This window comes from Dinghuibacter silviterrae, assembly GCF_004366355.1.
GTDB classification, from domain to species: Bacteria; Bacteroidota; Bacteroidia; order Chitinophagales; family Chitinophagaceae; genus Dinghuibacter; species Dinghuibacter silviterrae.
Genome location: NZ_SODV01000002.1, coordinates 884,764 through 904,694 on the forward strand (window position 1 = coordinate 884,764; position 19,931 = coordinate 904,694).

Sequence of the window (19,931 nt, forward strand, 5' to 3'; positions counted from 1 at the left end):
ATAAATTTGGTTTGTATTATAAACTACATTACTTTTATAAAGTAAATTGTTTGTATGGATACGACCGACGACACCCTCCAGCCCGCGGAGAGCCTGCAACTGATCGCTTCGGTGATCGCAAGGACCCGGGACAATATCCGGGAGCACAGTTATTGTTTCCTGCTTTGGGGATGGCTGATGGCCGGGGCCAGCCTGCTGTCTTTTGGCCTCCAGGAGTTCACCGGTTTCCGGCTGAGCTTCCTGCCCTTTCCCGTGGCGGCCGCGGTGGGCATCGTCTTGACCTTCCTGTATTTCCGTCGAAGGGCCATGACCGTGCAGAGTTATCTTGACTTTTACATGGCCAAGCTCTGGCTCGCCGTGGGGATCGGGTTTATCCTCGTAGTGCTCATCAATGTTTTCCAGGGCAATACGCCCTTTACCTATACATTGTTGATGGGCGGGATCGGAACATTTGCGACGGGAGCCGTCATGCGTTTCCGGCCCCTCGTGGCAGGGGGCGCCCTGTTCCTGCTCGCTTCGATGGCCTCGGTGTTCCTCCCCGATCCCTATAAAGCATTGTTACAAGGATTGGTATTTATCGCCGGCTACCTCGTACCTGGCTATATGCTCCGGCGTTCCGGTTCTTAATGTATTGGTGATGTATCGCTCATTGGATCCTGTCTTGAATACGCCTGTCCGCCTGGCCGTGGTTTCCGCCCTGATTCCCCTGAAACAGGCCGGCTTCAGCCACCTGCTGGAGGTCACCGGCACAACCCAGGGCAACCTCAGCCAACAAATCAGAAAGCTGCAAGAGGCAGGGTACATCGAGATCATAAAGGAATACCAAAATAATTACCCTCATACCCTTTGCAAGCTTACCCCCGAGGGGAAGCGCGCGTTTGAGCGGTATGTGAAGGATATAAAGAAGTACTTGCACCTGTAAAATTCGCCCGTGGCCTGCGGCTCACGCCGCGCCCTGTGATCCCGCTCACGCGGTTTTTTTTGATTCTTTTAGTTTATAATATAAACTACATTAGTTATGAAAACCTTTTTTTTCTCTATCATATTGCTCCTGGCCGCAGTGGCCAGCGCCCGGGGGACGCAGCCACAGCCAGCCGCGACAGGCGCCCTGGGCGCGGCGCATGCGCGAATTGCGCTGCGCGGCCGTGTCACGGACGGCCGTGGCCACCCGGTCGTCTTCGCGTCCGTAACGATAAAGAACACACTGGAGGGCGCTTCGACGGATTCCGCGGGATACTTTTCGCTGGAGACGGAACAAAAGGGGCCCCTGGTCCTGGTGGTAACGGCTATCGGATTCAAGGACCTGGAGGTGACGGTCACACCGGGGGCGGATACTATAGAGCTCCGGATGACATCGGTGGCGAAGGACCTGGGGGAGGTGGTCATCACCGCCGGGACCATTGAGGCCACGGACGACCGCCTGCTGACCGTGTTGAAACCGGTGGATCTTATGTCAAACGCGGGGTCGACGGGGGACATCGTGGGTGCTGTGCAAAACCTGCCGGGTGTACAGCGCAACGGAGGTGACCAAACGGGTTTGTTTGTACGGGGAGGCGACGCGAGCGAAACGGTGGTGGTCGTCGACGGCGCCACGCAGCAAAACGCTTTTTTCAGCGACGTGCCGGGGGTGGGGCAGCGGAGCCGGTTTACACCTTTTCAGCTCAAGGGGACCTCTTTTAGTACCGGTGGCTATCCGGCCCGGTATGGACAAGCCCTTTCGTCCGTGCTGGCGTTGCAAACGACGGACCTCCCGGACACCACCAGCGTCTCCCTTTCGGCGAACGTGGCGGGGTTGATCCTGTCGGGGGCGTTGCGCAACGGAAACGACGGCCTGGAGTATTTTCTGAATTATACAGACTTCGGTCCGTACTATGGATTGTCCAAAACGAACGACGCGTTTTTTGCAAAGCCGGTCTATGCGGGCGTGACGACAAAATGGGCGTCGAAGGCGGCGGATGGGGGTTTGTATAAGGTGAATTTTTCCTACGGCACCAGCCATACGGGGGCGGATGTACCGGATCCGGACGACTATGGCCGCTTGGTAAGCTATAACCTTCATAACGAGAATTTCGACTTGTATAATTCTTATGCCCGCCCTTTGTCGGGGCGCTGGCGGTTGTTGACCGACCTTGGGTACAGCAACAACGAGGACAACATTCTTTGGAACGACACGCCCTTTCTGCGTTATGACCATCGTGTACAGGCCCGGGTGGAGGCGACCTACCAGGACCGGTCCCATTTCCGGCTGACTTATGGGAGCGAAGTACAGCATTTCGGGTACAGGGAACAGTATGACACGCTCAAGGGGACCTTTGACGAAACCCTGCTGGCAGGGTACACCGAAGCGGAGTATAAACCGGTTCGCTGGCTCGCGGTGAGACCGGGATTCCGGGCGGAGTACAGCGCCCTTCTTGGCAATGCCGATGCGTCGCCCCGGATGGCGCTGGCGGTTCGTACCGGCATCCACGGCCAACTGGGGGCGGCCACCGGTTTGTTCTACGAGGAGGCGTCCGCCAATTACCTTCTTTTTGGCTACCGGCCCGGGTTCCAGGAGGCCATCCACTATCTGGTCAATTACGAATGGATCCGCGAAAACCGTTCTTTCCGGTTGGAAGCCTACTACAAACGGTACCGCCACCTGGTCCGGGAGCAAGGTGTTCCGTACACCCCCAATCCGTATCGTACGGATTTTGGTACGGTGGACAATACAGGGTATGGCTTTGCCCGGGGGTTTGACGTGTTTTGGAGGGATAAGGTCAGTATTCCTTACATCGACTACTGGATTACCTATAGCTATGTGGACACCCGGCGGTTGTACCAGAACTACCTGGCAGAGGCCACCCCTGACTTCGTGTCCACCCACAACCTCAACCTGATCCTGAAGTATCTCTCGGCAAATGGACACGTCTTTGCCTCCGCGGGATACAACTATGCCAGCGGCCGGCCCTACTATAACCCGGCGTCCGCCACTTTTTTTGGCGACCGGGCCTCTGCCTATCAGAATATTTCGGGCAAGGTGAGCTACCTCGCCACCTTTCACAGGGTATTTGCTGCTTTTTATGTAAACGTGGACGACCTGACCAATTACCGGAATGTACTCGGATACCGGTATTCCGCCGACGGGGCGGTGAAGGTACCGGTGCTTCCGCCTCAGAACAGGTCGGTTCTTTTTGGTGTATACCTTTCTTTAACTGCCTTCAAAAAAGATGATTTGTGAAAAAAATGATGTTCATTGCCCTGGCCCTCCTGACGGTAGGTAGCGCAGGAGCCCAGAGCCTTAGCGGTTCCCTCGGGGACGCCTACACAAAATTGATGTCCGCCCGGGACGAAGGTGCGCTGATGCAGGCGGGCAACCGGTTTTCCCTGATCGCCGCCCATTGGGGCCAGGAGTGGGCCGCCAATTATTATGCGGCCTACGCCAAAGCGTTTATTTCCCAAAAGGTCGACGAAGCGGCGAAAAAAGACGCCTTGCTGGACGAGGCGGACAAATTTGTTGCGCAGATGAACGCGCTCCACCCCAACTCGGACGAAGGACAGGTGCTTACCGCGTATGTGGCCTATGCCCGTATGATGGTAAACCCTTCCAGCCGGTGGAAAACGTGTCTGCCGGTCTTTAATGCGAGCCTGGCAAAGGCCAAACAGGTGAACCCCTCGAATCCCCGTATATACTACCTGGAAGGGGTGCCCCTGTTCCACAAACCCAAAGTTTGGGGAGGCGGGCCCGATAAGGCAAAACCGGATTTTGAAAAGGCAAAGGAGCTTTTTGCCCGCCAGGATACGACGTCCATACTGAAGCCGTATTGGGGCGAGCAGGACAACAACGACTACCTGTCGAAGTGCAATTGACGCGCAGGCCCGGCGCGTATTTGTCGCGGGTTCGGTATCTTTGCGCCTTTGAGCGCATGAAATTTCTCACCGTAACCGACATCCGCAAAACCGAAGGCTCCCTCACGGTCGTCCAAGACGTTCGTTTTTCCCAACAGGAACACGAACGCCTGGCCATCGTGGGGGAGTCCGGCTCCGGCAAAAGCACCCTTTTGAAAATGATTGCGGGGTATACCCAGCCCGACGCGGGTCAGGTCCTCTTTCTGGACAAACGTGTGTTGGGGCCCGACGAACAACTCATCATGGGGCACCCGGGCATTGCCTACCTGTCCCAGCACTTCGAGTTGCGCAACAACTACCGGGTGGAGGAAGTGCTGGCTTACGCCAATCAACTGCCGGATGAAGCGGCGCAAAAGATATTCGACATCTGCCGGATTACGCCGTTCTTAAAGCGAAAGACACACCAGGTGTCCGGGGGGGAAAAACAACGCATTGCCCTGGCCAGGCTTCTGGTGGGCGCTCCGCGCCTTCTCCTGCTCGACGAACCCTATTCCAACCTGGACCTGATTCATAAGGGTATCCTCAAGACCGTGGTACAGGACATCGGGGAGCAACTGGGGCTGACCGTTTTGCTGGTGTCCCACGACCCGATGGACACCCTTCCCTGGGCGGACAGGATTCTCGTGATGCGGGGTGGTGTGATCGTTCAAACGGGGACGCCGGAAGAGGTGTACCGTTGCCCGGCGAACGAATACGTGGGCGGCCTTTTCGGGGACTATAACCTGATCCCCGATGCAGACGGGAGAAGGCGTTTTCTCCGGCCCGCCGATCTGCAGATCAACGGTCAGGGTATCCCCGGAACGGTGACGAGGGTAGCCTACTTAGGCGATTCCTTTGACGTCACGGTGTCCACCGGTTCGGGACCGCTTACCGTCAATACCCGGGAAACCGGTGTATCGGCGGGCGACAAGGTGTACCTGGCACCCGCGCCCGGTGAGGCCTGGTATCTCTAAACCCTCGACGTAATGAATAAAGCGACCGTTATCCTTTTCCACGTCCTGGCTTTTTATACTGCCCGCAACGACCAGGCCCACATCAGCTTTGTCCACGAGGCCAACCGCTGGTTCCCGGAGATGGCGGCCCGCTACCACTTCACCTACGACTCCACCCGGGACTGGAATGACCTCAACGACAGCGTCCTCTCCCGGTATCAGGTCGTGCTTTTCCTGGATACCCGGCCCGATTCGCCGGCCCAGCGGGCGGCCTTTCAGCGGTATATGGAGCGCGGCGGGGGATGGATGGGTTTTCACTTTGCTGCTTTTGCGCTGACCCCATCAGACTACCCGGATAACTGGCCCTGGTATCACCACACGTTTCTCGGTTCGGGTTCCTATGTCAGCAATACCTGGAGACCGGTATCCGCTGTTTTGCGCGTCGAAGACCCGAACCACCCGGCCACCAAAGGGTTGCCCGCCCGGTTTACCACCGCCCCCAGCGAATGGTATCGCTGGTCCGAAGACCTCCGCACCAACCCCGATATAGACATCCTGGCGTCGATAGACCCCTCCAGCTTCCCGCTGGGGACCGGGCCAAAGCCATCCGAGATCTGGCACAGCGGCTATTATCCCGTTGTGTGGACCAACCGGCGTTTCCGGATGATCTACCTGAATATGGGGCATAACGACATCGACTATGAGCATCATACAAACGTTGAGCTGTCCCACACTTTCGATAGTGCACCTCAGGATAGCCTGATCGTGCACGCGTTGCAGTGGCTGGGCGGAGCCGCGGCGGCGCGGTGAGTCGGGCCCCGGCCGGCCCGCCCCACAGGGCGCCTGCGCCCGGGAAGTCGCCGCCCGGCGGGCACTTTTTCCCTCCCCAGCGGGACTTCTGCCACAAAATGTGTAGGTTTGACCCTTCATGAAGCTGCAGATCAACCACCAAAGCAAGATCCCTCTCCACACCCAGGTCGAGGAGCTGATCAGAAAACTGATCGACGCTCCTGAATTCCGAAGCGGGAATTTCCTCCCGAAGGAAGTAGAGTTGGCCAACCGGCTGGGGGTGTCACGTAATACGATCCGCCAGGCAACCAATAAGCTGGAATACGAAGGACTCCTCGTCCGCAAAAAGGGTGTAGGGACAAAAGTCGCCCAACGTGCCCTGTCTACCGGTCTGGATCATTGGTACAGCTTTACGGAAGAAATGCTCCAGCAAGGTGTCCAGGTGGAAAACCTTGACGTCCGGGTGGAAAAGGTAAAGGCGGACGAAAAGGTGGCCAAGTTTTTTAACATCCCCCTCCACCGCAATGTCGTCAAACTGTCCCGGCTGAGGGGCACGGCGGGTGAACCTTTTGTGTACTTCGAAAGCTTTTTTCATCCCCGGATCGGGTTGACGGAACACGAAGACTTTTCCGGTCCATTGTACCACCTCCTGGAAGAAAAATTCGGGGTCGTGGTCGTGCGGTCCAGCGAACACATCAGTGCCCGGCTGGCGGGTCCTGTGTCCAGGAAACTGCGGATGGAACCTCACGCGCCCGTCCTTTTCCGGGAGCGGTTTGTCTACGATCCGGGAGACCGGCCCATCGAATACAATACAGGCTTCTATCGTGCCGACAAGTTTACCTATTCGATAGACATCAAGAAACCATGAAGCTGTTTTTCTCCCTGCTGCTGCTCACGACCCTGCCCTTTGCCCCGACCCTTGCCCAGGTTGAGCTGGAGCCCTGGGGCAACCTGAACGGCATCCGGCTCCATGGGCGGTTTATCCCGTTCATGACCAGTCTGAGGGTCGTCTCCGGGGATGGGACGCTAATCGTCAGCACCGCCAGGGATAAGCAACAACCCCGGTACGGAAGGGATGGCCACCGTCAATGGGTGACGACCCGTATCGACAGCCTTTATTTCACCGAAGAAGTCGAAGACCTGGGCGAAGGACGCGCGAGGGTGCACCTTACCTGTTATGCCGCCGCCGACCAACACCTGGAAGGCATTTATTTTTCCTTGCAGGTGCCCGTGGAAGCGGGGCCACCCGACACGATCGTCTATACGCTGCCGTCCGGCAGCCATGCCCTTTACTCCGGCACGCCCACCCAGGCCAACATCCCCCTCCATGAGGGCGACGTCTCGTTGGGGGATACCCTTAAAGCGACGATCGACCTCCGGGTAAGCGGCCCGGTCGACCGCGCTCCTGTACAGTTGACGGTCCATGCCGACCACCCCGGCCGCGTGTTCGACGGAATCGGGGGCAACTTCCGGTTGCAAAACCCGAGGCTCGATCCGCCGGTCATCGACTACAACCTCAGCCATCTTCGCGTCGCGTGGGGGAGGGTGGAGTTGCCCTGGCGGTTTTGGCAACCCCATCTGGACGACCATCCCCTGGATTCTTTTGGCCACCTGCCCACGGTCATCACGCAGGCCATGGACATGGCCGCCCGTCTTTCCAAAATGGGTATCCCTATTGTTTTGTCCGCCTGGTCCGCCCCGGACTGGGCCGTTCAAGGGACCTACCAACCCACAAACAATCACCTCGACCCCACCCGTATTCCGGACGTTTGCAAGTCCATCGCCGACTATATCGCCTGTTTGCACGACCACTATGGCACCGAGGTCAGGTATTTTTCCCTCAACGAATCCAACATCGGTATCAACGTCCGCATGACCGGTGAGGAGCACGACGCCTTTATCAAAGCCCTGGGCGCCTATCTCGCTTCCCGCGGCCTTCATACGAAACTCCTGCTGGGCGACAACGGCGACGCGCTCGATCCAGCCTTTATCCAACCGGCGTTGGCCGACACTGCCGCCCGCCCGTATATCGGCGCCGTGTCCTTCCATGCCTGGAGGGGCTGGGACACCGCCCACCTCAGCCCCTGGTCGGCCGCGGCCACCCAGCTGGGCGTACCCCTTCTTGTTGCCGAGGGCGGCATAGACGCAGGCGCCTGGAGGTACCCCGTGCTTTTCCAGGATCCATCGTATGCTTTGAAAGAGATCATGATTTATACCCGTATCCTGGGTGTCTGTCAACCTACCAGCATTCTTCCCTGGCAACTGACCAGCGACTATTCCCTGCTGGCCGGTAACGGCCTTTGCGGGGACAACGGCATGTTCCGTCCTACACAGCGGTTTTGGAACCTGCGGCAGTTGTCCGCGACACCTTTTGGTCTGCACTTTTTGCCCGTATCCTGCGATCGTTCCGACATCGAATGCGCGGCCCTCGGCAATCCACCCAAGGGGGGCTTTGCTATTCATATTGTGAACAACGGGGCTACCTGCGAGGCTTTCATCGAGGGGGTGCCGGCGGCAGTGAAGACCCTTCGCGTGTATGTGACGAGTGCGACGAAGTCGATGGAGGTGGAGGCGCCTTTGAAGGTCGTGGGGGGGAAGGTGGCTTTGAAGTTGGAGGAGGGGAGTTTTGTGACGTTGGTTAGTCAGTGACGAATTTTCTAATGTTGGGCAATAGATAGGTGTTCGCTGCCCCTGCTGAAAAGCTAATATGCGCATTCAGCCATTCTTCTACGTTTCGGTTGGCAAGCAAATCGGCAAACTCAGTTTTTAAGTACTCCCTTAACACACTTTCTGACTCTGCCATCTCTTGCCATATACTGCTTCTATTGTTTAGGACGTAGACAATATCTTCAAAATCAGTGCTGACACGTCCATCATTTTTCCCTCTGCTCTTGAATGCTTCAAACTTGGCGGCTAGAAAAAAAGGCGCTTTAAAAATATTGACGGTATTCCGCTCGTCCAGTATTATCAATATGGAGTTCTTAAACCCTTCGAGATACCACTTATTGTTGAAACCCAGTATTTTTTCCTCCAGAGGCATAAAATCAACGATTAGGTTGTCCATGAGAAACCGGCCGACAAATTTTGCACTGGTATCATTTTTAAATCCCAATGAACGAAGGTGCTCCTCCAGTTGCGCAAATGCCATCCTGGTGTAGATTTCAACCAAGACATCGACGTCATCTGTAGGTCGGATTTCTCTCGTTTCACGGTCGGCATACAACGACGAAACAGCACCCCCTACGAAAACAAAATTCTGCCCTAAGAGGCCGGCAAGCGCTTGATTCACTGCCTTGATGCGTACAATATTTGTGTGATCGCTCATACGGCTACAATATTATCCGATGTAATTCCTCAATCGCGATCTTAAGCTCCCGCGTTTTGCCCACCCTGATCACATCGATCAAAGCAAGCATCTTGTAAAGATCATCATCTTTTGCGGCGGCGTGAGTGACATTATCGTAAAGCGGAAGGATCGACTCGCCTATTACCTTCCCCATGGCGTCTGGCCACACGTAGGCTCGTTCGCTCTTAATGAATTGTTGGATAAAAGGATGTGAATGCGCCGTTGGAAGTCCATTGACAATGCCACCGGGGATAACAGGAAATACAACATGAAGCCCGTATTCGATAAATTCCATCAGTGTTTGCCGGTGTACCCTCCGTTTTTCGGGGTTAATCAATCCTGCAACAGCACTTCGCTGAAGGGACAATGAAATTTCTGCGGGACTAAGAAATAGTTCACTCGCCAGGTCCTTGTTTTGCCAGGGGTGCTCTCCGTAGATAATAACCTTCAATAGGATGACGATATCCTGAGGACGCATGCCGTTGTGACTTCGCATGCCCAAAGATACATTTTCGATTTACAATTTGCAAAATGTAAATCATAATTTAAAACACTGTTCGCATTTCGCGAACAAAGAACAAGCTATTACTTCTGCAAGTAATTGATTAACACCACCAATGTATCCGCCCCCGCGAACACCCCATGCGAACTCCCCGGCCGGGTCAACACCGCATCCCCCGCCCGAACGGTAAAGGAGCTGTCATTCATCCGCATGGTGCCGGACCCGCTGAGAATATAGTAGATCTCATCCTTCTCCTGAAGGTGGTACCCAATGGACGCCCCCGGCAGCAAGACCCGTTTGCGGAAAACCAGGGTAAGCCCCTGGGCATGGGCAAAAAAGCTATACGCAATGGTGGTGCCCGTACCGTTATGAGGCCCCGGCTGGACCTGGGCAATGTCGCGCTCATGTTCGAGGATAAAGGGCTCAGGTCCCCGGACGGCGGGCTCAAGGCCCCCAACGGGCTCCGGCCCCCGCATAGGCGCGGCCAGCCCAAACAGGATCGATAATAAGAGTATATACCGCATACAAGAAAAAATACGGAAATTCCGGTAACCTTTTCCCCATCCCCGGGTATAAATAGATGTAAACCCCCAAAATAGCCGAATGCTGCCGGTCGAACTGTCCGATGAGAAAATAATGTTGAGGGTCAAAGAAGGCCACCTGTCGGAACTGACGGAGCTGTTCGACCGTTACCATTTGAAGCTGTTCAACTTCTTCTGGAAGCTGACGTTCGACAAACCGGCGAGCGAGGACCTGACGCAGACGCTTTTTTACAGGGTGATGAAGTACCGGTTGACCTTTAATGTCGAGCAGGGCAGTTTTAAAAGCTGGGTGTACAGGATGGCGAGGAATATCCATGTGGATTTTTGCAACGAACAGGCAAAGCGCCCGGACCGGTACAAACACGCGGAGGAGCACCTGGAACGGCTGGCGGACGGGGGAGAGCGGTATAACGAGGACCACCTGGTGCAACTGGATGCGGCTCTGTTAAAACTGGACCCGGAGCAACGCGAGCTGATCGTGATGAGCCGCTACCAGGGGTTGAAATACGACGAAATATCACAGATCAAAGATATATCGGTGCCCGCGATCAAGGTCCGGATACACCGGGCCATCAAAGAACTGAGACAATACTATTTCACATGACTTGTGCAGAAGTACAGGCGATGTTGCCGGAATTGATAGACGAGACGCTGGACCTTTCCCTGAAGGCCGACGTGGACCGTCACTTGCTGACCTGCCCGGAATGTAGCCAGGCGTCGAGCGAGATCAGGGAACTTTTTAAAGCCATGGAAAACGACCGGCCCCTTCGACCCTCCATTGCGCTGAAGGATAACTTCCTTGCGATGGTGGAAGCGGAAACGGTGGCAATGGAGGCGTCGAAGCGCCGGGACGCCGGCAAGCTGGTCGCTATGAGTTGGTGGTCGGCCCTCGGGAAAACGGCGGTGGCGGCAGCGATCCTTCTCCTGGGGATCGGTATCGGATACCGGATACACAATGGCTCCGAAGCCGCCTCTTCCAAGGAGGTAGCCGACCTGAAAAATGCGGTAAAGGACGTGAAGGAAACGCTGATGATCAATATGCTGGGCAACGAATCGGCCAGCGAAAGGATAAAGGCCGTCAACTATGCAGAGGAGATACCGGCGCCGAACCAGCGGGTCATCAATGCCCTGGTGGGGGCCTTGAACACCGACAAGAGCGTGAACGTACGCCTGGCGGCACTATATTCCCTGGCGCGGTACAACGACAACCGGGCGGTAACGGACTCCCTGGTGTCGTCGCTGGGCCGGCAGACCGAACCCATCATACAAATCGTACTCATCAATATCCTCGGCGAAAGAAGGGAACCCAAGGCCATACAGCCGATCCGGAACCTGCTCGACAACCAAAAGACGCTCAAAGAGGTCAAAGACATGGCCCGCAAAGAACTGAACAAACTATAACCAAACACATATTATGAAGATTCTGACTTATGGGCTGGCGCTGGGCGCCTTGCTCCTGGCTTCCCGTACCCTGCACGCACAGGAATACAAGATCGACGTATCGTCGGTCAAAGACGCCCAGCTTTTCCTGGAAGACATCAATGGCGACCTGCCCATAGAAGGCTACAGCGGGAACGAAATCGTCATTACCACCGAGGGCATGGGCGAAACGCCCGAACGTGCCAAGGGTCTCAAAGCCGTTTTTCCCGGTGGCGACGACAATACCGGGATCGGTCTCAGCGTGACGAAAGACGGCGGACACATTTTTGTCCATGGCGTGCTTCCGTTTAACCGGGACGCCAACTACAAGATCAAGGTGCCCTCCAACCTCCGGCTCACGGTCAAAAGGGGATGCGAGCGTTCCTCGGCGGTCATTATCTCCAACATGACCAATGAAGTGGACGTCGACAACTGCCACGACATCACCCTTAAAAACGTCACCGGGCCGCTGGTACTCTCGACCATCGCCGGCGACATTAAGGTTGCCTTTGCACAGGTGTCCAAAGACAAACCCATTTCCATTGCTTCCATCAGCGGCGAAATCGACGTGACCCTTCCCGCCAGTGCGCCGATCAACCTGGAGATGAGCACGATGTCTGGAGGGATGTATACCGACTTCGACCTGAAACAGGCCAGCAAGGATATGCAAAAGGTCGGGGGCGGCAGTGTCAAGGCCAACCTTAACGGAGGAGGGGTCGACTTCAAGATCACCGACATCAGCGGCAACATCTACTTAAGAAAAGGATAGACCATGAAAACATTGATCACCCTACTGCTCCTGACCGCCGGCAGCGCCGCGGCAAGGGCCCAGACGCCCCGGCTCGTGGACGAGCACGTCCCCCTGGGGGCGGGGGGCCACGTAAAGCTGGACATCCAGATCGTCGATTCCATCCAGGTCGTGACCTGGGACAAAAACGAGGTCTGGGTCAAAGGATCCATCGACGTGAACGACAACAAGGAGAACGACAAATATGTCGTGACGTTCGATAAATCGCCGGACAAGGTGGAGGTAAAGACGCGGCTGGAAAAGATCGAAGAGAACAAAGGCTGCAATTGCAACTGTAACAATGTACAGGCGGCCTTTACGGTATACGTGCCCGCCGGCACCGACGTCTCGATCGAAACCATCAACGGCAACATCACCATCACCGGTCAGACCGGCGCCGTCCGCGCCCACTCTATCAGCGGGTTCGTTGACATGGCCGTCAACCCCGCTCAAAAGGCCGACCTGAAGTTCAGGACCATCAGCGGCAACATGTACTCCAACCTCAACCTGGAGGTGCAGGACAAACACTACCTTCACCAGGTCGGGGGGAATGTCGTCACGACCCTGAACGGGGGTGGGGGCAAATCCATCGACCTGGAGACCATCAGCGGGGATATTTTCCTGAGGAAGGCAAAGGAGGGACTATGACAGCTTTGGAGAATTCCTTTTTTGTAGTAATTTATAGGGTAAAACCATAGAAATGATGGATAAAATAAATGTGTTATCAAAAATCGCCGAGAGACTTTCAAAGGACGACATGAAAAGAATCGTAGGTGGTGGTCAACCGTGTGGTCCAGGCTTTCCGCCATGCCCCCCGGGGACAATTTGCTCCGGCAGTATGTGCATAGTCGGGCGTTGCAAAGAAAAGGGACAGCTCTGTCAGATGAACGAGGACTGTTGCATTGGGCCTTGCGTCAATGAAGGCGGAGGACTGTGGATTTGTCTAAATTAACAGCGCTTTCCTGCATTTTCCACCAATGTGCAGGGCTCTGGATTCTGGCCAGGTGGTGCCGGACTTCTCAGTCATGCGGCGCGGCAGCTCCAGGTTCATCCTGTCTTCGATCAGCGGTAATACCAAATGATCGACTTCAGGGACAGCTTGTGCTATCCCTGAGGGAAAGCCATCCCCGCTGGGTGGAGCCCTGTTAGCATTGCCCCGACAAGGTGTTCGACATCGTCAGCGTTTCAGATGACTCCAACTGGAATAGCCGGTTCAAGGCAATGGATCAGGAAAAGATGCCCTGGACGCAGGTATGCGACGAGTTCCCCAAGCCGATGATGCCGGCAAGGGTAGGGCAGCTCTACCTGAGCGCGTACATCCCCATGTATGTCCTCCTCGATCCGGAAGGCCGCATCGTGTTATATAATCCCACAGAAGCGCAGTTGGACGCGAAGCTGGCGGAGATATTCGGGGCGCGTCCCCTCCCTTAAGCTTTCACGCAGGTAGTGCCATTGCAGACGAGGCCGGGACAGCACCGCAGGGGTTCCACTGTGCAGCTCGAATTGCCGCTCAGACATGCATTCCCACCCCTGATGTTGAGGAGCTCTTTAGGGGTTAATTTCTTGCCCAAATTGTTATTCATGGTATTTGTTTCCATAAAAATCGTTAGAACCGGGGACTTTGTAAATCCGTTTTTATACGTAGTTTATGGACAGCGGTGCTCCGTATCGATAATGTACTGAATCTTCCAGACGCCACCGGAACGGATCAGTTGAAAGGAATCCACCCCACAATGGTGTAGGGTACCCTTGTAATAGAACTGGTAAGGCGCCCATACGGTCGCCAGGTTCCCGTCGACCCTGACCGCGTCGATACGAGGCCGCTCGTCGGCCGCCCCCACGGGCAGCGCGGAAATAATGTGGGCAAACTGCGAAATGGGGTCCGTCACCACTGTGACGGGCTCCTTTTTTTCGTCCAGTGACTGGAGGAGCGCGCCAGGCGCGAAACAAGCCTGGATAAGGGCAGAGTCGCTTTTGCGCATGGCATCGAACAATTGCGTCACGACGGCCTTTACGGAGTCTCCGGCGGCGCCTGCCTGGGAGGCAACTCCCGGGGTGGCCCCCCCGGGGCGGTTTGGGCGGAAGTGCAGACGCCGAGGGCAAGGGTGCACAGAACCAGGAAGCAAGACCGTACCATGGGCAAGGTTTTACATAAAGGTAGGCCCCAGGCGGCAAAATTGACCTATATTGTCCATATGAAGAAAGCCCTGCTTCTCCTCTCTGTATTCGCCTGGTGCACCACCGGTGCCCAGGTCATCCAGCAACACCCCTCCCCCGCGGCAGACATCGATTATACCCGCCTGGGGCGTATCGACACCCTGGTCAATACATACGTCCGGAACGGGTGGATCAAGGGGGCCGTCACCCTGGTCATCAAAGACAACCGGCTGATCCAAAACAAGGGCTATGGATATGCCGACGCCGAGGCGAAGAAGCCCATGATGCCGGACGAATTGTTCCGCATCGCTTCGCAGACAAAGGCGATCGTCAGCGTCGGGCTGATGACATTGTGGGAAGAAGGGCGGTTTACCCTGGACGAACCCATTTCGGACGTTCTGCCTGCTTACGCGCAGATGACGGTGTTGGATCAGTTTAATAAGACGGACACCACCTATACCACGGTCCCGGCTAAACGGGGAATTACCTTCCGTGACCTGTTGACCCATACATCCGGTCTGGACTATCCCGGGATCGGCAGCGACGCGATGAAAGCCATCTATGCAAAGGCGGGTATCCCTTCCGGTTTGGGCGTTTTTGACAAGGACCTGAAAGAACGCATGAACGCCCTGGCCGCGTTACCGCTGGTTCACCAGCCGGGAGAAAAGTGGCAGTATGGTTTGAGTGTGGACCTTATCGGTTGTCTCATCGAGGTCATGAGCGGCCAGGACCTGGAGACCTTTTTGCGGGAGCGGTTGTTCCGCCCCCTGGGCATGAAGGACACTTATTTCAACGTCCCGGCGGCCAAGGCCGGCCGGCTCAGCGCGGTGTATACTGAAGACGACGGGCATCACATCCATCGCTGGGCACAAGGTGAACATGACATCGACCCGGATTATCCACTTGTGCGCAAGCATTATTTCTCCGGTGGCGCGGGGTTGACTTCCACAGCCTGGGACTACGCCGTCTTCCTCCAGATGATGCTCAACAAAGGGATTTACAACGGCGCCCGCATCCTCGCCCCCCGCACGGTGGAATTGATGACCAGCGGCCAGCTCGACGCGCCTTTTAACGGCACCGATAACTTCGGCCTGGGCTTCGAGATCACCAGCGCCAAGGGAGCGGCCCGCGGAGCCCGCAACGAGGGTACGTTTTCGTGGGGCGGGTTTTTCGGGACGACCTACTGGGCCGATCCCAAGGCAAAGCTGGTCTGCCTCATCATGACCCAGCAGACCCCCAACAGCCATGGAGACCTGGCAGCCAAATTCGAACAAGTCGTTTATCAAAGTTTGCCATGAAAAAAATAGCTTTTGTCCTTTCACAAAGACGCGCTGTTTACAAAAATGAACATCCGGATCGCTACGGTGACGCGGTCCGGCGTCGTTTCGCACGCACCGCCGCCGTTGCCACCCCCTCCCGGTAAACAAAACGACTGATCCTACAACGGATTCACGACGAACTGCGCATGATACATGTACTCGATGTCCTCCCTGCGCAACTCCGTGGCCGGGACGCCTTCCTTTAGCGCTACCAGTAGAAGGTTGTCGCCGGCTCCCGGCTGGACATAACGGATCGTCTCCATCCCGTTCTGGGTGCGTATGATGTATATTTCCCCGTAGACGACGAATCCCGGGTCGGAGAGCAGCTTACCGCCCACGATGGCGTTGTGGAGGATCAAGGGGTGCATGGCGCTTCCGTGGGCAGTGGTTGCGTAATTGCAATGCCTGTATTCGGGGATATACGACCAGAATGCATTTCCGTAAGGAGCCGGGTCTTCCCGCACCACCGTTTCCTCCTGGGCCTGCTGGGTGAGCATGTCGTGGTAACGCTTCAAAGCAGTATAAAATCGTGCGTTGCCGCCTTTGGACAACATCTGATCGATATAATTCGGTGAGTACCGGAGTTCCTGCTCGATCGTGCGCCGGTCCTTGCCATATCGTCTGAGGTCCTTGAGCACCCGTTCAATATCCGTTTTTATACTCATTTCTTGTTTTTGACAATATAATATTATGAAGTTTCCCTGCAAAGCTATATTTTTATTGCAATAAAGTGTATAAAAGCAATATTTTAGAACCTTGTAGTATGGAAAAGCTATTGAATAAGAAAGAGATAGCCGAGGTGTTGGGCGTAAGTGTCAAGGCCATCGACAAGTGGGTCTGTGAAAGGAGGATCCCATTCATTAAACTCTCTCAAAAGTGCGTCCGGTTTGTCCCTTCCCAGATGCGCATGTACCTGAACAAATTCAGGATAAAACCGGTGAAACCCATCCCGGTGTTGTCCCGGCAGAAAGCAAAGCCACCGGTGCGGCCTATGTCCAGGCCAAAACCGCGGCGCTAGTGCCGCAGTAAATGGTCGAGCCGGTAAAAAATAACTATTTTACACCGGTCCGCTATGCGCAAACAACTCCCCCTCGGCCTCCTTTTCTCGTTGTTGGTGCCCGCCTTGAACCTGGTCAACAATGACGTGATCCGCAAGGGTATCGACTACCGGAAGGTCCTTTTCTCCTGGGGGGTCGGTTTTATTCTCCTGTTGTTCACTTGGATGGTCAACCAGGTGCTTCGCGACAGGGGGGTGAAGGGTTGGGTATACATTCCCGTCAACGCGGTGTTGGTCCTGGGAATGCAGCCCTTGCTGGCCTGGCTGGGTCCCTACCGCGTGGGAGGGGAAATCCCGCAGGTGTTTATTGCTGTCCGTCTCGTGATGGCCGTCATCCTCGTCCTGCTCGTCCAGTCGTCCCTGAAGGCGAGGGAGAAAGAAAAAGCCCTTGCCCTGCACAACCAGCAATTACTCAACGAAAACCTGAAGGCCCGGCTGGATGCTCTCAGGGAACAGGTCAACCCCCACTTCCTGTTCAATTCGCTGGGAACGCTCCGGTCGATGGTGCGGCCGGACAACCCCGCCGCGGAGCAGTTCATCCTGCACCTTTCCGACGTATACCGGCAATTGCTGAACCGTAAGGAAGGCGTTACGGTGCCCCTGTCGGAAGAGCTGGACTTTTTACACTCCTACCTCTACATGCTGGAAGCCCGTTTCGAAGGAGCCTTTACCGTATCCGTCCAGGTCCCGGAGGCGAGCCTCGATGGTCGCGTGCCGTCCTTTTGCCTTCAAATGCTCGTCGAGAATTGTATCAAGCATAATGTCGTGTCCGCGGAATACCCACTCCGCGTACAGATACATGTCGACGGGGACGGGCGTCTCGTCGTTTCGAACCGACGGAGCCCGAAAGGCGCAACGTGGGCGTCCGAGGCAGCGGCCTGGGCCGCCGCAAACACGGGAGGCGCCGCAACCGCAGGCCTATCCACAGGCGGCGTGGGCCTCGTTAATCTGCGCAAGCGCTACGAATGGCTCGGCGTCGACAACGGCGTCCGGATCACCGAGACCGCCGATACCTTTGAGGTATCCCTTACCTTTGTCCCGTCATGACCATTCTCATCGTAGAGGACGAGCCAAAGACCGCCCGCCTGCTCCGGGACATGCTCCTGGAGGCCGAACCGGCAGCGGAGGTCGTCGGTATCTGCGACAGCATCCGTTCTACCGTACGCTGGCTGGAGGAACGGACGGCCCCTCCCGGTCTTATCTTCATGGATATTCACCTGGCGGACGGCACCAGCTTCGACATCTTTCACCAAACGGAGGTCGTATCGCCGGTCGTGTTTTGTACGGCCTACGAAGAATACACCCTCGAAGCCTTCCGTTCCGGGGGGATTGCCTATATCCTGAAACCTTTCAAAGACAACGACATCGCCGGCGTATTTGCCCGTCTTGACGTGGTCCGTCGCGTGCTGGCGTCGGACACCGAAGCGGTTGCCCAGGCTGCCCGCAAGTTTCTCGTAAAGGTGCGGGACAAGATCTACCCCGTAGCCGCCAGGGACATCGCCTTGGTGGCGCTCGAAAATGAAGTCACCTATCTCTATACGTTTGATGGGGAAAAACACCCGCTCTTCAAAGGCATGGAGGAAATGGAAGCAGCCCTGGACCCGGTCTGTTTTTTCAGGATCAACCGCCAGATGATCCTGAGCCGGGAGGCCATCCGGGTCATAGAACCCCTGGTCAACAGGAAAGTCCGCGTACATACAAAGGTTTCGCCCGCAGAGGAGGTGGTCGTCAGCCGGCTAAAGGTGAGCGAATTTCTCCGGTGGGTCGAAAAATCTGTCAATCCGCCCCTTTAAATGTTCAGTTCACCGGGTTTAAGAGAAGGTCCATGCTTACTTTTCCCCATATTTGCCCCGTTATGGAGAAGACCCTCATCGTTGTCCTCCTGACCGGCCTGTTTCTGCCGGCCCGGGCCCAGGACAGTACCCGCTTGACCTCCGTTTCCTCATTTGCCGTGTTGTGGGAAAAGGTACGCCGGGATAACCCATCGCAAAGGGTATACGCGCTCAATGTGCAAAAGGCCAGGATAGACCGGGCGGCGTCCCGGAGTTTTTTATACCCCAGCGTCGGCGGCGCCTTTAATGGTCAGGACAACCTGTCGCTGGCCGTGACACCCGTTCCCGGGGAATTGGTCGGCCGTCCGGGCACCACCTATAACGTCCAGTTCGGAAAGCACTATACTTATGGAACAGGGTTGACGGCCACCGAGACCGTATTCAACTGGACATCGGTCCTGGACAACCGCATTGCCACCAACACCATCGCATTGAACCAGGCCCAGGCGGCCTATTTCGAGCAGACCCTGAAGGAGCAGACCGCCCGGGGTTACTTTACCCTGCTTGTGTCCGATGCGGCGTCGCTCGTGGCAGGCCAGGACCTCCTCCTGGCGGACAGCCTCGTGGAAATGACCGGGCAGCGTCTCCGGGAAGGACTGACGGACGCCAGCGCGGTCAACCTGGCGAAGATCGACGCGGGCAACGTTCGTTCCAACCTGGCCCAGAGCCGTTTGTTGCACGACCAGGCCCTGGAGAACCTGCGCGTTTTGCTGGGGATGGGACCGGGGGATAGTCTGAGTATCAGCGAACGGCTAGACCTGCGTCAGGAAGTTGCCGCGGGCGCCGGCTTAACCGCAGGCACCGCCTTTACCCTTGGCCCCGACAAAAACCTGGACGTCTACCGCACGCAAGTCGAAGGCGCGATCCTGACCAAACGGGAACGGGCAACCGCGTTTTATCCCACGCTTGGGTTGGACGGTTATCTCGGCGTCCAGCAGTTCCGGGACGAATTCGCCCTGTCCTTCAAACCCGGCGCCTGGAACAACCTTTCCTATATCGGGTTGAACCTGTCGGTGCCTTTGTTCACCGGCTTTTACAACCTCGAACACTGGAAAAGCGCCCGGGTGTCGGAAGCCGTGGCGAACCTTCAATACGACGACGCCCGTTTGCAAAGCCTGCAGGCGGATGACCTGTTGCGCCGGCAGTACGCGGATTACCTGGACATGGTCCAGGTATCCAGGGACAACTTTCTGTTGTATGGGCAGAACCTTGAACTGTCCCGGGCGAAATTTTCGGAAGGCCTTCTGGCGATAGACAGCTACCTGAAGACGTTTGAGGATTACCTGAATGCGGAGAATACCTACCTCAACAATATGAGCAACCTCCTGAACGTCCAGGCGTCCATCCTGGCCAGGAATTAAGAA

At 56.1% G+C, this 19,931-nt stretch carries 24 protein-coding genes; 19 read left to right on the forward strand and 5 right to left on the reverse strand.

What is annotated here, in order from left to right; genetic code table 11:
- Positions 1-54 precede the first annotated feature (54 nt).
- The 8 genes from EDB95_RS20930 to EDB95_RS20965 all read left to right on the forward strand — a co-directional run bounded on the left by EDB95_RS20930 (position 55) and on the right by EDB95_RS20965 (position 8,255).
- Positions 55-627 (forward strand): hypothetical protein, encoded by a 573-nt coding sequence (locus EDB95_RS20930; protein WP_133996767.1) that lies wholly within the window; start codon positions 55-57, stop codon positions 625-627.
- 10 nt (positions 628-637) lie between these two features.
- Positions 638-922 (forward strand): winged helix-turn-helix domain-containing protein, encoded by a 285-nt coding sequence (locus EDB95_RS20935; RefSeq protein WP_133996770.1) that lies wholly within the window; start codon positions 638-640, stop codon positions 920-922.
- 96 nt (positions 923-1,018) lie between these two features.
- The gene (locus EDB95_RS20940) at positions 1,019-3,217 is read left to right on the forward strand and encodes a TonB-dependent receptor (protein ID WP_133996773.1); all 2,199 of its coding nucleotides are present in this window, start codon (positions 1,019-1,021) and stop codon (positions 3,215-3,217) included.
- A 5-nt stretch (positions 3,218-3,222) separates the two neighbouring features.
- On the forward strand, positions 3,223-3,846 hold the full coding sequence (locus tag EDB95_RS20945) for a hypothetical protein (protein ID WP_133996776.1): 624 nt from the start codon (positions 3,223-3,225) through the stop codon (positions 3,844-3,846).
- A 56-nt stretch (positions 3,847-3,902) separates the two neighbouring features.
- The gene (locus EDB95_RS20950; protein WP_133996779.1) at positions 3,903-4,838 is read left to right on the forward strand and encodes an ABC transporter ATP-binding protein; all 936 of its coding nucleotides are present in this window, start codon (positions 3,903-3,905) and stop codon (positions 4,836-4,838) included.
- Positions 4,839-4,850: 12 nt separating this feature from the next.
- Entirely contained in the window at positions 4,851-5,627 is a 777-nt protein-coding gene (locus EDB95_RS20955; protein ID WP_133996782.1) for a ThuA domain-containing protein, read from the forward strand.
- Between the two features lie 118 nt (positions 5,628-5,745).
- A complete protein-coding gene (locus tag EDB95_RS20960) occupies positions 5,746-6,474 on the forward strand; it encodes a GntR family transcriptional regulator (protein WP_133996785.1) in 729 nt (242 codons plus the stop codon).
- Complete coding sequence (locus EDB95_RS20965; protein ID WP_133996788.1) at positions 6,471-8,255, forward strand: glycoside hydrolase; 1,785 nt, start codon at positions 6,471-6,473, stop codon at positions 8,253-8,255. Before EDB95_RS20960 ends, EDB95_RS20965 begins: the two co-directional genes overlap by 4 nt.
- Here the strand turns inward: EDB95_RS20965 and EDB95_RS20970 are convergent.
- From EDB95_RS20970 to EDB95_RS20980, 3 genes are all read right to left on the reverse strand, one after another.
- Positions 8,245-8,931, reverse strand: coding sequence for a hypothetical protein (locus tag EDB95_RS20970; protein ID WP_133996792.1), 687 nt, complete (start codon positions 8,929-8,931; stop codon positions 8,245-8,247). The genes EDB95_RS20965 and EDB95_RS20970 overlap by 11 nt on opposite strands.
- Positions 8,932-8,935: 4 nt before the next feature.
- Positions 8,936-9,448, reverse strand: a complete 513-nt coding sequence (locus EDB95_RS20975) for a hypothetical protein (RefSeq protein WP_133996795.1) — start codon at positions 9,446-9,448, stop codon at positions 8,936-8,938.
- 89 nt (positions 9,449-9,537) lie between these two features.
- Positions 9,538-9,978 carry a cupin domain-containing protein gene (locus EDB95_RS20980; RefSeq protein WP_246073756.1) on the reverse strand — a complete coding sequence of 147 codons (441 nt, stop codon included), beginning with the start codon at positions 9,976-9,978 and terminating at the stop codon, positions 9,538-9,540.
- A 79-nt stretch (positions 9,979-10,057) separates the two neighbouring features.
- Here EDB95_RS20980 and EDB95_RS20985 point away from each other — a divergent pair, with 79 nt between their 5' ends.
- The 5 genes from EDB95_RS20985 to EDB95_RS21005 all read left to right on the forward strand — a co-directional run bounded on the left by EDB95_RS20985 (position 10,058) and on the right by EDB95_RS21005 (position 13,633).
- On the forward strand, positions 10,058-10,600 hold the full coding sequence (locus EDB95_RS20985) for an RNA polymerase sigma factor (RefSeq protein WP_133996798.1): 543 nt from the start codon (positions 10,058-10,060) through the stop codon (positions 10,598-10,600).
- Positions 10,597-11,397: a zf-HC2 domain-containing protein gene (locus tag EDB95_RS20990; RefSeq protein ID WP_134000298.1), complete on the forward strand. Its 801-nt coding sequence runs from the start codon at positions 10,597-10,599 to the stop codon at positions 11,395-11,397. The genes EDB95_RS20985 and EDB95_RS20990 overlap by 4 nt, the downstream gene beginning before the upstream one ends.
- Positions 11,398-11,410: 13 nt before the next feature.
- Positions 11,411-12,184, forward strand: a complete 774-nt coding sequence (locus EDB95_RS20995; RefSeq protein ID WP_133996800.1) for a DUF4097 family beta strand repeat-containing protein — start codon at positions 11,411-11,413, stop codon at positions 12,182-12,184.
- A 3-nt stretch (positions 12,185-12,187) separates the two neighbouring features.
- Positions 12,188-12,850: a DUF4097 family beta strand repeat-containing protein gene (locus EDB95_RS21000; RefSeq protein ID WP_133996803.1), complete on the forward strand. Its 663-nt coding sequence runs from the start codon at positions 12,188-12,190 to the stop codon at positions 12,848-12,850.
- Between the two features lie 573 nt (positions 12,851-13,423).
- A complete protein-coding gene (locus EDB95_RS21005) occupies positions 13,424-13,633 on the forward strand; it encodes a hypothetical protein (protein ID WP_133996806.1) in 210 nt (69 codons plus the stop codon).
- 215 nt (positions 13,634-13,848) lie between these two features.
- Here the strand turns inward: EDB95_RS21005 and EDB95_RS21010 are convergent, their stop codons facing one another.
- A complete protein-coding gene (locus EDB95_RS21010) occupies positions 13,849-14,313 on the reverse strand; it encodes a nuclear transport factor 2 family protein (protein ID WP_133996810.1) in 465 nt (154 codons plus the stop codon).
- Positions 14,314-14,397: 84 nt separating this feature from the next.
- On the opposite strand from EDB95_RS21010, the gene EDB95_RS21015 reads away from it, so the two are divergent.
- Positions 14,398-15,657, forward strand: a complete 1,260-nt coding sequence (locus EDB95_RS21015; protein WP_133996813.1) for a serine hydrolase domain-containing protein — start codon at positions 14,398-14,400, stop codon at positions 15,655-15,657.
- Positions 15,658-15,669: 12 nt separating this feature from the next.
- Positions 15,670-15,795, forward strand: a complete 126-nt coding sequence (locus EDB95_RS27905; protein WP_262710551.1) for a hypothetical protein — start codon at positions 15,670-15,672, stop codon at positions 15,793-15,795.
- A 2-nt stretch (positions 15,796-15,797) separates the two neighbouring features.
- Here the strand turns inward: EDB95_RS27905 and EDB95_RS21020 are convergent, their stop codons facing one another.
- A complete protein-coding gene (locus EDB95_RS21020; protein ID WP_133996816.1) occupies positions 15,798-16,343 on the reverse strand; it encodes a hypothetical protein in 546 nt (181 codons plus the stop codon).
- 98 nt (positions 16,344-16,441) lie between these two features.
- On the opposite strand from EDB95_RS21020, the gene EDB95_RS21025 reads away from it, so the two are divergent.
- The 4 genes from EDB95_RS21025 to EDB95_RS21040 all read left to right on the forward strand — a co-directional run bounded on the left by EDB95_RS21025 (position 16,442) and on the right by EDB95_RS21040 (position 19,928).
- Positions 16,442-16,696 (forward strand): helix-turn-helix transcriptional regulator, encoded by a 255-nt coding sequence (locus EDB95_RS21025; RefSeq protein ID WP_133996820.1) that lies wholly within the window; start codon positions 16,442-16,444, stop codon positions 16,694-16,696.
- A gap of 54 nt (positions 16,697-16,750) precedes the next feature.
- Entirely contained in the window at positions 16,751-17,782 is a 1,032-nt protein-coding gene (locus tag EDB95_RS21030) for a sensor histidine kinase (protein ID WP_133996823.1), read from the forward strand.
- Positions 17,779-18,528 (forward strand): LytR/AlgR family response regulator transcription factor, encoded by a 750-nt coding sequence (locus tag EDB95_RS21035; RefSeq protein WP_133996826.1) that lies wholly within the window; start codon positions 17,779-17,781, stop codon positions 18,526-18,528. Before EDB95_RS21030 ends, EDB95_RS21035 begins: the two co-directional genes overlap by 4 nt.
- A 62-nt stretch (positions 18,529-18,590) precedes the next feature.
- Positions 18,591-19,928 carry a TolC family protein gene (locus EDB95_RS21040; protein WP_162852710.1) on the forward strand — a complete coding sequence of 446 codons (1,338 nt, stop codon included), beginning with the start codon at positions 18,591-18,593 and terminating at the stop codon, positions 19,926-19,928.
- Positions 19,929-19,931: the final 3 nt, after the last annotated feature.

Coding starts and splice junctions, on each gene's coding strand:
- EDB95_RS20960 (WP_133996785.1), top strand. CDS start 5,746: ATGAAGCTGCAGATCAACCACCAAAGCAAGATCCCTCTCCACACCCAG.
- EDB95_RS21000 (WP_133996803.1), top strand. CDS start 12,188: ATGAAAACATTGATCACCCTACTGCTCCTGACCGCCGGCAGCGCCGCG.
- EDB95_RS20935 (WP_133996770.1), top strand. CDS start 638: ATGTATCGCTCATTGGATCCTGTCTTGAATACGCCTGTCCGCCTGGCC.
- EDB95_RS21005 (WP_133996806.1), top strand. CDS start 13,424: ATGGATCAGGAAAAGATGCCCTGGACGCAGGTATGCGACGAGTTCCCC.
- EDB95_RS21040 (WP_162852710.1), top strand. CDS start 18,591: ATGGAGAAGACCCTCATCGTTGTCCTCCTGACCGGCCTGTTTCTGCCG.
- EDB95_RS21015 (WP_133996813.1), top strand. CDS start 14,398: ATGAAGAAAGCCCTGCTTCTCCTCTCTGTATTCGCCTGGTGCACCACC.
- EDB95_RS20980 (WP_246073756.1), bottom strand. CDS start 9,978: ATGCGGTATATACTCTTATTATCGATCCTGTTTGGGCTGGCCGCGCCT.
- EDB95_RS20970 (WP_133996792.1), bottom strand. CDS start 8,931: ATGAGCGATCACACAAATATTGTACGCATCAAGGCAGTGAATCAAGCG.
- EDB95_RS20985 (WP_133996798.1), top strand. CDS start 10,058: ATGCTGCCGGTCGAACTGTCCGATGAGAAAATAATGTTGAGGGTCAAA.
- EDB95_RS20965 (WP_133996788.1), top strand. CDS start 6,471: ATGAAGCTGTTTTTCTCCCTGCTGCTGCTCACGACCCTGCCCTTTGCC.
- EDB95_RS20990 (WP_134000298.1), top strand. CDS start 10,597: ATGACTTGTGCAGAAGTACAGGCGATGTTGCCGGAATTGATAGACGAG.
- EDB95_RS21020 (WP_133996816.1), bottom strand. CDS start 16,343: ATGAGTATAAAAACGGATATTGAACGGGTGCTCAAGGACCTCAGACGA.
- EDB95_RS20930 (WP_133996767.1), top strand. CDS start 55: ATGGATACGACCGACGACACCCTCCAGCCCGCGGAGAGCCTGCAACTG.
- EDB95_RS20950 (WP_133996779.1), top strand. CDS start 3,903: ATGAAATTTCTCACCGTAACCGACATCCGCAAAACCGAAGGCTCCCTC.
- EDB95_RS20940 (WP_133996773.1), top strand. CDS start 1,019: ATGAAAACCTTTTTTTTCTCTATCATATTGCTCCTGGCCGCAGTGGCC.
- EDB95_RS20975 (WP_133996795.1), bottom strand. CDS start 9,448: ATGCGAAGTCACAACGGCATGCGTCCTCAGGATATCGTCATCCTATTG.
- EDB95_RS20955 (WP_133996782.1), top strand. CDS start 4,851: ATGAATAAAGCGACCGTTATCCTTTTCCACGTCCTGGCTTTTTATACT.
- EDB95_RS21035 (WP_133996826.1), top strand. CDS start 17,779: ATGACCATTCTCATCGTAGAGGACGAGCCAAAGACCGCCCGCCTGCTC.
- EDB95_RS21030 (WP_133996823.1), top strand. CDS start 16,751: ATGCGCAAACAACTCCCCCTCGGCCTCCTTTTCTCGTTGTTGGTGCCC.
- EDB95_RS21025 (WP_133996820.1), top strand. CDS start 16,442: ATGGAAAAGCTATTGAATAAGAAAGAGATAGCCGAGGTGTTGGGCGTA.
- EDB95_RS20945 (WP_133996776.1), top strand. CDS start 3,223: ATGATGTTCATTGCCCTGGCCCTCCTGACGGTAGGTAGCGCAGGAGCC.
- EDB95_RS20995 (WP_133996800.1), top strand. CDS start 11,411: ATGAAGATTCTGACTTATGGGCTGGCGCTGGGCGCCTTGCTCCTGGCT.